Source organism: Streptomyces sp. UC4497, assembly GCF_054871485.1.
Map to the genome: position 1 here is coordinate 149,736 of NZ_JBTYHB010000018.1, position 12,864 is coordinate 162,599.

Below are 12,864 nucleotides of genomic sequence, written 5' to 3' on the forward strand. Positions count from 1 at the left end.
CCAGGAGGGCTGGGCAGACCGTGGCTGCTGCTGATCTGTCGCAGATCGTGAAGGCGTACGACGTACGTGGGGTGGTCCCGGACCAGTGGGACGAGGAACTCGCCGCGCTGTTCGGCGCCGCGTTCGTGCGGGTGACGGGCGCTTCCGCGATCGTCGTGGGTCACGACATGCGGCCCTCCTCGCCCGGCCTGACGGCGGCGTTCGCGCGCGGGGCCGCCGCCCTCGGCGCGGACGTCACCGAGATCGGCCTGTGCTCGACGGACCAGCTGTACTACGCGTCGGGCGCGCTCGACCTGCCCGGCGCCATGTTCACGGCCTCGCACAACCCGGCGCAGTACAACGGCATCAAGATGTGCCGGGCGGGCGCGGCGCCGGTCGGCCAGGACACCGGCCTCGCGGAGATCCGCCGGCTGGCCGAGGAGTGGAGCGAGTCCGGCGCCCCGGAGCCGGCCGCCACGCCTGGGACCGTCACGCGGCGGGACACGCTGCAGGACTACGCGGCGCACCTGCGCGGCCTGGTCGACCTGACGGCGATCCGCCCGCTGAAGGTCGTGGTCGACGCGGGCAACGGGATGGGCGGGCACACGGTCCCGACGGTCCTCGGAGGCCTGCCGCTCGACGTCGTGCCGATGTACTTCGAGCTGGACGGCACGTTCCCGAACCACGAGGCGAACCCGCTGGACCCGGCGAACATCGTGGACCTCCAGGCACGCGTGCGTGCCGAGGGCGCCGACCTCGGCCTCGCCTTCGACGGGGACGCGGACCGCTGCTTCGTGGTGGACGAGAACGGCGACCCGGTGTCCCCGTCCGCGATCACCGCCCTGGTCGCCGCCCGCGAGCTCGCGCGAAACGGCGGCTCGGGCACGATCATCCACAACCTGATCACCTCCTGGACCGTGCCGGAGGTCGTGAAGGAGAACGGCGGCACGCCCGTGCGCACGCGCGTGGGCCACTCGTTCATCAAGCAGGAGATGGCCACGACCGGCGCGATCTTCGGCGGCGAGCACTCCGCGCACTACTACTTCCGCGACTTCTGGAACGCCGATACGGGGATGCTGGCGGCGCTCCACGTCCTCGCGGCGCTCGGCGGCCAGGACGGCCCGCTCTCCGCCCTGGTCTCCTCCTACGACCGCTACGCGGCCTCCGGCGAGATCAACTCAACGGTCGCCGACCAGGCAGACCGCCTCGCCGCGATCAAGGCGGCGTACGCGGGCCGCGAGGGCATCACGACGGACGAGCTCGACGGCCTGACGGTCACGGCGACCGACTGGTGGTTCAACGTCCGCCCGTCCAACACGGAACCGCTGCTCCGCCTGAACACGGAGGCCCGGGACACCCCCACGATGGAAAAAACCCGCGACGAGGTCCTGGCGATCATCCGGGGCTGAGGCTCCTAAATTAAGCCCCTGCGGCGATTGAGCAGCGGGGTCCGGGGCTGAGGCTTTGCCGCCAACCACGGATCGCCGTCCGGTCCGGTGGGCCCCGCCGCCTTGGGCAATCTGCCGCCTTGGGCGGCAGGGTGGGCAAGGCGGCACCCGGTGCCGCGCACCCGTTCACGGAGGCCCCGGCCACCGCACGGCCAGGCCCCCCGCCGGTAGGCTGGTGACCAGCGCCGCACTCAGGTCGGCCACCCGGCCACCGCACAAGGTGCAGCGCACCCGAACCCCACTCACCCCCCCCGGAGGGAAACCATGCCGCTCGAAGCCGGCCTCCTGGAGATCCTCGCCTGCCCGGCCTGCCACGCCCCGCTCAAGGAGGCCGACGCCGAGCTGATCTGCACCGGCAAGGACTGCGGCCTGGCCTACCCGGTCCGCGACGGCATCCCCGTCCTCCTGATCGACGAGGCGCGCCGCCCAGCGTAGGACCTCCCCGGCGCCGACGGATCAGGGCCGCACGCGACCCGATCCGCCGGACACCCGCCGGAAAGGCCCTGACCCTCCACCACGCCCCGCAGGAGGCCCGACGCCATGTTCGACGAATCGCTCTTGGACGACCCGGACGCACTGGCCAGGGCCGACCACCGCGGCCTGCTGCGCGGCGCCGCAGAGGCCGGCGCCCGCGTCCGCACGGCGGCCCGGCACGCGGCAGAGGCCGGCATCGCCGACCTGAAGCCCGACGGCCGCCCCCGTGCCGTCCTGATCGCGGGCCCCGGCATGGCCGCCGCGGGCGTCGCCGACTTCATCGGGCGCCTGGCAGGTGCGGCCTGCCCGGTCGTCCGCCTGCGCCCCACCGGCGTGGCCCCCGCGGCGGGCGCGCTGCGCTGGGAGCTGCCGGGCTGGGCGGGCTCGGTCGATCTCCTCCTGATCGCCACCCCGGACGGCACGGAGCCGAGCCTCTCGCTCCTCGTGGAGCAGGCGTACCGGCGCGGCGTCACGGCCGTCGCGGTCTGCCCCTCCGGCGCCCCGCTGACCGAGGCCGTCGCAGGGGCGCACGGAATGTCCGTACCGATGGCCACGGCCCCGTACGAGCAGGAAGAGCCCGCGGCCGCCTCCGCGCCGGGCGCACTCTGGGCGCTGCTCACGCCCCTCCTCGCGCTGCTCGACCGCACGGGCCTCCTCACGGCCGCGCCGGACACGCTCGAGAAGGTCGCCGACCGTCTCGACCAGGTCGCCGAGCGCTGCGGCCCGGCCATCGCCACGTACAGCAACCCGGCCAAGACGCTCGCCGCCGAGCTCGCCGAGGCGCTCCCGCTGATCTGGACCGAGGGCGCCGCCGCGGGCCCGGCGGGCCGTCGCTTCGCCGCCGCCATCGCCGAGCTCGCCGGGCACCCCGCGCTCGCCGCGGACCTGCCCGAAGCGATGCCCGCGCACGGCGCGCTCCTCACTGGCGACCTGGCCGCGGGCGCCGACCCCGAGGACTTCTTCCGCGACCGCGTCGAGGAGGTCCAGATGATGCGCGCCCGCGTCGTCCTGCTGCGCGACCGGCCGGCCGGCGGCCTCACCGCCGCGCCCGCGGCCCGCGAACTCGCGCTGTCGCACGACATCGCCATCAGCGAGCTGGAACCGGAGGAGGGCAGCGACCTGGAGACCCTCGCGGAGCTGATCGCCGTCACGGATTTCGCCGCCGTTTACCTGGGTCTCGCCTCGCGCGCCTGACAGCTTCAGAACAATCGGCTTCAGAGCAACTGGCTTCAGAACACCCCTTGTCGTCCGCCCGGACCGCGTATCGAAAGAAAGCCTCATGGACCGCCTCACCAACACCATCCGCCCCTACGCCTGGGGCTCCACCACCGCCATTCCGCAGCTCATCGGCGTAAGCCCGACCGGTGAACCGCAGGCGGAGATGTGGATGGGCGCGCACCCGGGCGCCCCCTCGCGCACCGAGCGCGGCCCGCTCAACGAGGTCATCGACGCACACCCGGCCGACGAACTGGGCGACGCCGCCGTCGAAAAGTTCGGCCCCCGCCTCCCGTTCCTCCTCAAGCTGCTCGCCGCGGGCGCGCCCCTCTCCCTCCAGGTGCACCCCAACCTCCAGCAGGCGAAGGAGGGTTACGAGGACGAGGAGAAGCGCGGCGTCCCGATCGACGCCCCGCACCGCAACTACAAGGACGCCAACCACAAGCCCGAACTGATCTGCGCGCTCACGCCGTTCGACGGCCTGTGCGGCTTCCGCGCACCCGAGGAAGCCGCCCAACTCCTCGAAGGCCTCGGCGTCGACAGCCTCAAGCCGTACGTCGACCTGCTGCGCGCCCACCCCGAAGAGGCCGCGCTGCGCGAGGTCCTCACCGCCGTGCTGAGCGCCGATCCGGGGGAGATGGAGCGGACCGTCGCCGACGCCACGGCCGCCGCCCAGCGCATCGGCGGCGCCTACGAGCCGTACGCGGGCATCGCCCACCACTACCCCGGCGACCCGGGCGTCATCGCCGCGATGCTGCTCAACTACGTCCAACTGCAGCCCGGCGAGGCCCTGTTCCTCGGCGCCGGCGTCCCGCACGCCTACCTCAACGGCCTCGGCGTCGAGATCATGGCCAACTCGGACAACGTGCTGCGCTGCGGACTCACCCCGAAGTACGTCGACGTGCCCGAGCTGCTGCGCATCGTCCGCTTCGAGGCCACCGACCCGGGCGTACTGCGCCCCGAGGCCTCACCCGAGGGCGAAGAGGTCTACGACACCCCCATCGACGAGTTCCGCCTCTCGCGCTTCGTCCTGCCCGAGGGCGGCGCGGACCACGACCTGACGGCCACGACGCCGCAGATCCTGCTGTGCACGGCGGGCACCGTCCGGGCCGGCGAGCTCGCGCTCGCACCCGGCGAATCGGCCTTCGTCCCGGCGGGCGAAAAGGTGAATGTGTCCGGATCCGGCACGGTTTTCCGTGCGACCGTGGTGGCCTGAGAGACACCTGCGACGTCCCGTGCTGCAACAATGACCCACCGCGCACGGGACGTACGCAGAACCTCGAAAGGACACCAGGAACGACATGAGTGCTTCAGGCGGAGCCAAGGCGATCGTGGCGGCGCTGGCCGCCAACCTAGCGATCGCGGTAGCGAAATTCGTGGCGTTCCTCTTCAGCGGCTCCTCGTCGATGCTCGCCGAGGCAGTCCACTCGCTCGCGGACTCGGGCAACCAGTTCCTGCTGCTGATCGGCGGCAAGAAGGCCCAGCGCGAGGCGACTCCGCAACACCCCTTCGGGTACGGACGCGAGCGGTACATCTACGCCTTCTTGGTGTCGATCGTCCTCTTCTCCGTAGGTGGCATGTTCGCCGTCTACGAGGGCTACGAAAAGATCAGCCACCCGCACGACCTGGAGCACTGGTACTGGCCGGTCGGCGTCCTCGTCTTCGCGATCATCGCCGAGGGCTTCTCCTTCCGCACGGCCATCAAGGAGTCCAACGCCCTGCGCGGCAAGCTCACTTGGGGCCAGTTCGTCAAGCGCGCCAAGGCGCCCGAGCTGCCCGTCGTCCTCCTGGAGGACCTCGGCGCGCTCATCGGTCTGGTCCTCGCGCTGTTCGGCGTGGGCCTGACGCTCGCCACCGGCGACGCCGTCTGGGACGGCATCGGCACCCTCTGCATCGGCATCCTGCTGATCGCCATCGCGATCGTCCTCGCCCTGGAGACCAAGTCGCTGCTGCTCGGCGAGTCCGCGGGCACCGACGAGGTCACGAAGATCGAGCAGGCCGTCGTCGACGGCGACACCGTCACCGGCCTGATCCACATGCGCACGCTCCACCTCGGCCCCGAGGAGCTCCTCGTCGCCGCGAAGATCGCCGTGCGCAGCGACGAATCGGCCGCCGAGGTCGCCCGCGCCATAAACGAAGCCGAGGCCCGCATCCGCACCGCCGTCCCGATCGCCCGCGTCATCTACCTCGAGCCCGACATCTACAGCGAGTCCGAGGCCGAGAAGGGCTCCGACCGGGAGGCCCGCCCGGGCGGCCCGACGCCGACTCCGGAGCACTGAACACTTCCTCTACGTAGATGGGGCCCAGCCGAGAATCTCGGCTGGGCCCCATCTACGTAGGCACGTGGTGCGGTTACTGATCTACGTAGGCACCTGGTTCGGTTACTGAACCTCCGGGTTACTGAACCTCCGCCAGCACCCGCAGGATCGCGGCCTCGTCCGGCGCCGCCTGCAGCCGCGCCCGGAAGTCCGTGTCCATCAGCTTCCGCGACAGCAGCGCCAGGATCCGCAGGTGCTCGTCGCCCGCTGCCGCCTCCGGCACCGAGATCATGAAGACGAGCCTGGCCTTCGTGCCGTCGAGCGAACCCCACTCGATGCCCTCGTCGGACCGCGCGAAGCAGACGACCGGGGCGGTCACCGCGTCCGTCTTGGCGTGCGGGATGGCGATCTCCTCGCCGAGCCCGGTCGTGCCCTGCTCCTCGCGCCGCAGCGCGGTCTGCACGAGCTCCTCGACATCGGCGACCTTGCCGGTACCGGCGGCGAGGCCCGCCATCTCGCGGATGGCCGCTTCCTTGTCCTGCGCGTCCAGCTGCACCTTGACGGTCCGGCCGGTGAGGTAGCCGGAGAGCACCTCGGGCTCCTTCTGCGCCGTTTCCGTCTCGGCGGCGCCGGCCGCGGTGGAGGCGGAAGCGGCCGCCTGGAGCGACGCGGCCGCGGACGCGGAGGCGACAGTCGCCGTGGCGTGGGCCTCGGGCGCGCTCTCGGCGGCGACGGCCGGAGTGGCACCGACCAGGGCGGGCTCGGCGGGCCCGTTGGGCTCGGCCTCGGTGGACTTCGCCGAGTCGGCCGCGGCCTGCTTGGCGGCGGCACGGCGGTTGCTCACGCCGACCAGCGCGTTCGTCGTCACGGCGGTGATCACGGTGCCCGCGACGATCGCGATGAAGAACCAGGCGAGCCCGCTGATCGCGCCGAACACCGCGACGATCGGACCACCGTGCGGCACGGAGTCCTCGACCCCGGCGAGACCGGCGATCGCACCGGCGACCGCGCCACCCAGCATGTTCGCCGGGATGACCTGCGCCGGACGTGCCGCCGCGAACGGGATGGCACCTTCGGAGATGCCGAAACAGCCCATGAACAGCGCCGCGATACCCGCCTCGCGTTCCGCGTCCGTGTAGAGCTTGCGGCGGATCATCGTGGCCAGACCCTGGCCGAGCGGCATGACCGGGATGGCCGCGGCGGCCATACCCATGACGGCGTTGTTCGTCCCGATCAGACCGACGGCGAACAGGAACGCGGTCTTGTTGACCGGGCCGCCCATGTCGAACGCGATCATCAGACCGATGAGCGCGCCGAGCAGCACCGCGCTCGACCCGGTCATCCCGCCGAGGAAGTCGGTGAGGTGCGTGAACACCCAGGAGATCGGCCCGCCGAGGATGTAGATGAAGGCGAGACCGACGGCCAGCGTGGACGCGATGGGGACCACGATGATCGGCATGATCGGCTGGATGGCCTTCGGGACCTTGATCTTCCGGATCGCGAGGACGAGATAGCCCGCGAGGAAACCGGTCACGATGGCGCCGAGGAAGCCGGCGTTGGCGTCGGAGCCGTAGATGCTGGCGTCGGCGGCGAGGAAGCCACCGATCATGCCCGGCACGAGCGCGGGCCGGTCACCGAGTGCGTAGGCGATATAGCCGGAGAAGATCGGCAGCATCAGCTTGAAGCCGAGCGTGCCGAGCGCGTTGACGTTGAACCAGAACGTGTCCTTGGGGATCTGGATCCCGTCGGGCGTCGCGTGACCGCCGATCGCCAGCGAGACGGCGATCAGCAGACCGCCGACGACGACGAACGGGATCATGAAGCTGACGCCGTTCATCAGCGCCTTGTACGCCGCACTGCGCTCCTTGCCGCCGGACGCCGCGGCCTCCTGCGCGCCGCCGCCCTCCGAGCCGGCCACGGGCGCGCTCTGCACTCGCTCGATCAGCTGCTCGGGGTGGCTGATGCCCTCCGACACGCCGACCGACAGCACCCGCTTACCGGCGAACCGGGCACGGTCGACGTCCTTGTCTGCGGCGATGATGATGCCGTCGGCGGCTTTGACATCGTTGTCGGTGAGGACGTTCTCGGCCCCGATGGACCCTTGCGTCTCCACCTTCATGTCGATACCCGCGGCGTCCGCTGCCTGCTGCAGCTTCTCCGCCGCCATGTAGGTGTGCGCGATGCCGGTCGGACATGCGGTCACCGCGAGCAGCTTCAACTTCTTCTGCTGCTCGACGGCCCCTCCGCCCGCGTGGGGGTCGGCCGGACTGGTCACGTGGCTCTCCTTCAAGCGTTCCGTGCAAGAGCGCGCAAATCTTTGCCGCTCTCCCAGCATGGTGCAACACATACGCACAGGGCCGACAGTTCAAAGGTCCCGGATCCGGTAGTCCGTCGTCATGTATCCCTATTTCCGCTCCACCTTTCCTTCAGAGGGGGCCCGGTCTTTCCCTCAGAGGCGGCCCGGTCCGGAACGCGCCCGACCGGATCCAGAGGCGGGGTGGGTCCGGCTGGGCCGATCGGTGTAGCTTTGTACCGAGCCAGACGTCGCTGCTGATGGCGGTCGGGCGGCCCGCACGCCGGGTCGGCCGAGGGAGAGAGGGCCTCCGACGGACTGCGCTGCGAGCGCCAGGGGACACTTGTGTCCCAGGACGCCGCAGGTCAGCTCCATGCGCGCATCGCCCATACCGTGGGCAGGCGCGTCAGCCCACCTCGACCGACTGCAACAGCACCGAGGAGCAGCTCACTTATGACTTCTGTCGCCAACCGACAGGACCAGGACTTCAAGGTCGCCGACCTCTCCCTCGCCGCCTTCGGGCGCAAGGAGATCACCCTCGCCGAGCACGAGATGCCCGGCCTCATGGCGATCCGCAAGGAGTACGCCGCCACCCAGCCGCTCGCGGGTGCCCGCGTCACCGGCTCCCTCCACATGACGGTCCAGACGGCCGTCCTCATCGAGACCCTCGTCGCCCTCGGCGCCGAGGTCCGCTGGGCCTCCTGCAACATCTTCTCCACGCAGGACCACGCCGCCGCGGCCATCGCCGTCGGTCCGAACGGCACGCCGGACAACCCCCAGGGCATCCCGGTCTTCGCCTGGAAGGGCGAGACGCTGGAGGAGTACTGGTGGTGCACGGAGCAGGCTCTGACCTGGCCGAACACCCCCACCGGCGGCCCGAACATGATCCTCGACGACGGTGGTGACGCCACCCTCCTCGTCCACAAGGGCGTCGAGTACGAGAAGGACGGCAAGGTCCCCTCGGTCGACACCGCCGAGTCCGACGAGCACCGCGTCATCCTCCAGCTCCTGAACCGCACGATCTCGAACGGTTCGCAGAAGTGGACCCAGCTCTCCTCCGAGATCCGCGGCGTCACCGAGGAGACCACGACCGGCGTCCACCGCCTGTACGAGATGCAGCGCGACGGCGTCCTCCTGTTCCCGGCGATCAACGTGAACGACGCCGTGACCAAGTCGAAGTTCGACAACAAGTACGGCTGCCGCCACTCGCTCGTCGACGGCATCAACCGCGCCACCGACGTCCTCATCGGCGGCAAGACTGCCCTCGTCTGCGGCTACGGCGACGTCGGCAAGGGCTGCGCGGAGTCGCTGCGCGGCCAGGGCGCCCGCGTCATCGTCACCGAGGTCGACCCGATCTGCGCGCTGCAGGCGGCCATGGACGGCTTCCAGGTCACCACGCTCGACGAGGTCGTCGACAAGGTCGACATCTTCGTCACGACGACCGGCAACAAGGACATCATCATGGCCAGCGACATGGCCAAGATGAAGCACCAGGCGATCGTCGGGAACATCGGCCACTTCGACAACGAGATCGACATGGCCGGCCTGGCGAAGATCGACGGCATCGTCAAGGACGAGGTCAAGCCGCAGGTCCACACCTGGACGTTCCCCGACGGCAAGGTCATCATCGTGCTGTCCGAGGGCCGCCTGCTGAACCTGGGCAACGCGACGGGCCACCCGTCCTTCGTGATGTCCAACTCGTTCGCGGACCAGACGCTGGCCCAGATCGAGCTCTTCACCAAGCAGTCCGAGTACCCGACCGGCGTGTACGTGCTGCCCAAGCACCTGGACGAGAAGGTCGCCCGCCTCCACCTGGACTCGCTCGGCGTGAAGCTGACGACGCTCCGCCCGGAGCAGGCCTCGTACATCGGCGTCGAGGTCGAGGGCCCGTACAAGCCGGACCACTACCGCTACTGAGCACGCGCCCGCCGAGCACTCGTCTCCGGACCACTCGCCTCGGCGCCGCGCATCAGCCGCCCGCCGGCTGACCGCCTCGCAGGACAGGCCCCCGCACCCCCGTGTCGGGGGCCTGTCCCGTGTCCGCGCACACCGCTGGCTACGGTGGACACGTCCTTCGACGACCGCCGGCGCCGCACCCGACGGCGGCCGTCACCAGGCCAGACAGAGGACCCCACGAACGCCATGCCCCGCGGCCGTTATTCGCTCCACGATCTGCACGATCACACCCCCCTCGGCGAAGAACACTTCCAGTGCGCGCCCGGCCCTTCCGGCTGGCGCTATGTAGCGCAACGGACCACCCCCTCCGGCGACCACGCCGGCTCGATCGACCTCGCCCTCGACGAACTCGGCCGCCCCATCCGCCTCGAACTGAATGCGGCGAGCTGGCAGGTGAGAGGCGCCGCCATCGACGGCGTCACCTGGGTCCGCACCGACCCCACCGGCACTCACGCGACCGAAGGAAACGCCCCCGCGCACGCGTTCACGGGAACATCCCCCGCGTTCCTCATCGCCACCGCACGTCTGCTCGGTCTCACCCCCGCTTCCCCTACGACCCGCGTCCGCCTCGTCGCCCTGACGGACCCCGTCCTTGCGCCGCTCACTCTGGACCAGTCCTGGACCTTGCTGAACAGCGAAGCACACGCCACTGACAACGGACCTCTGACCGTGGACGAATACCAGGTCACAGCCCTGGACACGGGGGAGCAGCAGGCGGTCCACATCAGCGGCGACGTGGTCCTCGCGGCCCCCGGCATCGAGCTGGAGGACCTCGAGACCCCGCCGTCGGTGTTCCGCTGACGTCGCGCGCTCAGGCCGGCGGTACGAACCCGGTGGCCGACCCGTCCGAACTCCCGGATCCCGCCGGGTAGTTGTCGACCGGAGTCGGGCGCTGCGCGGAGGACTCTGCCGGGCCGGACACAGGAGCCGGAGGAACGGGAGGGGCAGCCGGAGCCGCGGGCGGCACGGTCCCTGCGGCCTCGGCATATCCGCCGTACGGCCCGGGAGTCGGACCGGCCATGGTCGAAGCCGCCTGACCACCCCCTGCGGCCCCCGCCCCGAACGCGCGCTGCGCCTCCCGCGACTGCCGCTCGTGCGTCACGGCCGCCAGGAACGCGGCTGGCGGCACATCACTCGGCACCGGCGCCCCCGTGTGCGCGGCGAGCTCACCCGCGAGCCGCTCGGCGATCCCCCACCCCACCTGCGGATCCAACTGCCCCATCCGCGTCAGGTACTGCCGCACCGCGAGCCACAGCCCCTCCGGCACGGCCGACAGATCCAGCTCGGCGAACCTCCCCACCAGCCACGGCGGGGGAGGCGGCACGACCGCCAACTGCCCGGTCGGCACCCTTTCCCGTACGACGAGGGTCCCGGCGAACACGTCCCCGACCCGCCGGCCCCGCGCGGACACGAGCGAAGCGATGCACGCCACGACCCCAAAGGTCATGAGGATCTCCACGACCCCGACTGCCCCCCGCACCAACGCATGCCGGAACCGGATCGGCCCGCCGTCGTCCCGCACCACGCGCAGCCCGCACGCGAGCTTCCCCAGCGACCGTCCATGGCTCAACGTCTCCACGGCGATCGGAATGCCGACCAGCACCAACAGAAACGTCGCCACCGCGACGGCCGCCACCGCCGCGTCGTCGAGCGAGGCAGTCGCAGCCGCGAACGCCATGGTCACCGCGATATAGACGGCGAACGCCACCACCAGATCGATGAGCACGGCAAGCGCCCGACTCGGCAGCTTCGCGGGCTGCAGCTCCAGCGCCACCGCCTCACCCGTCACCAGCTCACTCACGCCGGCCACCCACCCTTCAACGAGCTGCCCCAGGAACCGCCAGTCTGCCAAGCTGAAGGACCATCGCGCCGTACAGGTGCCGGAAAGCGAGGAGCAGCAGACCGGATGGACCTCGACGTCTTCGTGTCCGCCCACCGGGCCGAGTGGGACCGACTGGACGCCCTGCTGCGCCGCCGACGCCGCCTCACCGGCACAGAGGCGGACGAACTGGTGACCCTGTACCAGCGCACCGCCACCCACCTCTCCCTCATCCAGTCGAGCGCACCGGACCCCCGGGTGATCGGCCGCCTCACTCAACTCGTGGCCCGCGCGCGTAGTGCCGTGACGGGTACCCGCCGCGCTTCATGGCGCGACGTCACGCGCTTCCTGACCCACGGTTTCCCGGCAGCGGTCTACAGGGCGCGCCACTGGTGGGTACCCACCGCGCTGCTGTCGACCGCGATAGCCGCCCTCATCGGTTGGTGGATCGGCACCCACCCCGATGTCCAGGCCGCCATCGCGGCCCCCTCCGAGCTCCGCGAGATGACCCGCCCCGGAGGGCAGTACGAGACGTACTACTCAAGCCACCCGGCCGCGTCGTTCGCCGCCCAGGTCTGGACGAACAACGCTCAGGCCGCTGCCATGTGCCTGGTCCTGGGCGTCTTCCTGGGCCTGCCGGTCCTGTGGATCCTCTTCCAGAACATGCTCAACGTAGGTGTGGGCATCGGCCTGATGGCCTCCGTCGGCCGCCTCGACACCTTCCTGGGGCTGATCCTCCCGCACGGCTTGCTCGAACTGACCGCGGTCTTCGTAGCGGCCGGAACCGGCCTCCGCCTCGGATGGACCGTGATCGACCCGGGCCCCCGTACGCGCAGAACGGCCCTGGCCGAAGAGGCCCGCGCGGCCCTCGGCATGGCCATCGGACTGGCCCTGGTTCTCTTCATCTCCGGGGCCATCGAAGGCTTCGTCACCCCCTCCGGCCTCCCGACCTGGGCCCGCATCGCCATCGGCATCGCGGCCGAGCTGGCCTTCCTGACGTACGTCTATGTCCTCGGCGGCCGAGCGGTTCGTGAGGGCGAAACGGGCGATGTGGCCACGGACGAGCGCAGCGCGCTGCTGCCCACGGCCGCCTGATGTGCGAGCGCCCCGCTGACCTGCTAGTCTCCTCTTCGCCCCGGAAAGACCGTTGACACGGACAGACCGGGGAGGTAGATTCGAACAGTTGCCCCGAACTCGACAGGTTCGATTGCAACGGCTAGTATCTAGCGCGCTTCACGAAATTCAATTCTTTCGAGAAGCCCCTCCCGATTAATCGGAAACCCTGAGCCGGTCAGCCCGGCCCAAAACTTCTGATAAAGTCGGAACCGCCGAAAGGCAAAGGCCCTCCAACGGCCACCGGAGATGAAATCCGAACCGGAAACGGAACGGAAAACGGATCTGGTAGGGTTGGAAACACGAAAT

Annotated in this window: 11 protein-coding genes; 8 read left to right on the plus strand and 3 right to left on the minus strand. The window is 70.4% G+C overall.

Translation table 11 applies throughout. From position 1 onward, the window contains the following. The first annotated feature begins 20 nt into the window (after positions 1-20). The 5 genes from ACYSUO_RS24680 (at position 21) to ACYSUO_RS24700 (ending at position 5,395) form a co-directional block, all read left to right on the plus strand. A complete protein-coding gene (locus ACYSUO_RS24680) occupies positions 21-1,388 on the plus strand; it encodes a phosphomannomutase/phosphoglucomutase (protein WP_461778420.1) in 1,368 nt (455 codons plus the stop codon). 303 nt (positions 1,389-1,691) lie between these two features. Then, positions 1,692-1,862, plus strand: a complete 171-nt coding sequence (locus ACYSUO_RS24685; RefSeq protein WP_266710935.1) for a Trm112 family protein — start codon at positions 1,692-1,694, stop codon at positions 1,860-1,862. A 105-nt stretch (positions 1,863-1,967) separates the two neighbouring features. Beyond that, a complete protein-coding gene (locus ACYSUO_RS24690; RefSeq protein ID WP_461778421.1) occupies positions 1,968-3,095 on the plus strand; it encodes an SIS domain-containing protein in 1,128 nt (375 codons plus the stop codon). Between the two features lie 85 nt (positions 3,096-3,180). Then, on the plus strand, positions 3,181-4,332 hold the full coding sequence (gene manA, locus ACYSUO_RS24695) for a mannose-6-phosphate isomerase, class I (protein WP_461778422.1): 1,152 nt from the start codon (positions 3,181-3,183) through the stop codon (positions 4,330-4,332). 85 nt (positions 4,333-4,417) lie between these two features. Beyond that, on the plus strand, positions 4,418-5,395 hold the full coding sequence (locus tag ACYSUO_RS24700; protein WP_461778423.1) for a cation diffusion facilitator family transporter: 978 nt from the start codon (positions 4,418-4,420) through the stop codon (positions 5,393-5,395). A gap of 118 nt (positions 5,396-5,513) precedes the next feature. On the opposite strand, the gene ACYSUO_RS24705 is transcribed toward ACYSUO_RS24700, so the two are convergent. Further along, positions 5,514-7,649 (minus strand): fructose-specific PTS transporter subunit EIIC, encoded by a 2,136-nt coding sequence (locus tag ACYSUO_RS24705; RefSeq protein WP_461778424.1) that lies wholly within the window; start codon positions 7,647-7,649, stop codon positions 5,514-5,516. 471 nt (positions 7,650-8,120) lie between these two features. On the opposite strand from ACYSUO_RS24705, the gene ahcY reads away from it, so the two are divergent. Together ahcY and ACYSUO_RS24715 are read left to right on the plus strand one after the other, a co-directional pair. After that, positions 8,121-9,584, plus strand: a complete 1,464-nt coding sequence (gene ahcY / locus ACYSUO_RS24710; RefSeq protein WP_461778425.1) for an adenosylhomocysteinase — start codon at positions 8,121-8,123, stop codon at positions 9,582-9,584. Between the two features lie 225 nt (positions 9,585-9,809). Continuing rightward, entirely contained in the window at positions 9,810-10,424 is a 615-nt protein-coding gene (locus ACYSUO_RS24715; protein ID WP_461778426.1) for a hypothetical protein, read from the plus strand. A gap of 10 nt (positions 10,425-10,434) precedes the next feature. Here the strand turns inward: ACYSUO_RS24715 and ACYSUO_RS24720 are convergent, their stop codons facing one another. Next, the gene (locus ACYSUO_RS24720) at positions 10,435-11,424 is read right to left on the minus strand and encodes an RDD family protein (RefSeq protein WP_461778427.1); all 990 of its coding nucleotides are present in this window, start codon (positions 11,422-11,424) and stop codon (positions 10,435-10,437) included. 105 nt (positions 11,425-11,529) lie between these two features. Here ACYSUO_RS24720 and ACYSUO_RS24725 point away from each other — a divergent pair, with 105 nt between their 5' ends. Beyond that, entirely contained in the window at positions 11,530-12,537 is a 1,008-nt protein-coding gene (locus ACYSUO_RS24725; protein WP_461778428.1) for a stage II sporulation protein M, read from the plus strand. Between the two features lie 128 nt (positions 12,538-12,665). Here the strand turns inward: ACYSUO_RS24725 and ACYSUO_RS24730 are convergent. Then, the coding region (locus ACYSUO_RS24730) for a hypothetical protein (protein ID WP_461778429.1) at positions 12,666-12,864 on the minus strand (199 nt) is incomplete at its 5' end.

Bases quoted from the DNA above. Each gene is read 5' to 3' on its own strand.
- ACYSUO_RS24685 (WP_266710935.1), top strand. From the start codon at position 1,692: ATGCCGCTCGAAGCCGGCCTCCTGGAGATCCTCGCCTGCCCGGCCTGC.
- ACYSUO_RS24690 (WP_461778421.1), top strand. From the start codon at position 1,968: ATGTTCGACGAATCGCTCTTGGACGACCCGGACGCACTGGCCAGGGCC.
- manA (WP_461778422.1), top strand. From the start codon at position 3,181: ATGGACCGCCTCACCAACACCATCCGCCCCTACGCCTGGGGCTCCACC.
- ACYSUO_RS24700 (WP_461778423.1), top strand. From the start codon at position 4,418: ATGAGTGCTTCAGGCGGAGCCAAGGCGATCGTGGCGGCGCTGGCCGCC.
- ahcY (WP_461778425.1), top strand. From the start codon at position 8,121: ATGACTTCTGTCGCCAACCGACAGGACCAGGACTTCAAGGTCGCCGAC.
- ACYSUO_RS24715 (WP_461778426.1), top strand. From the start codon at position 9,810: ATGCCCCGCGGCCGTTATTCGCTCCACGATCTGCACGATCACACCCCC.
- ACYSUO_RS24725 (WP_461778428.1), top strand. From the start codon at position 11,530: ATGGACCTCGACGTCTTCGTGTCCGCCCACCGGGCCGAGTGGGACCGA.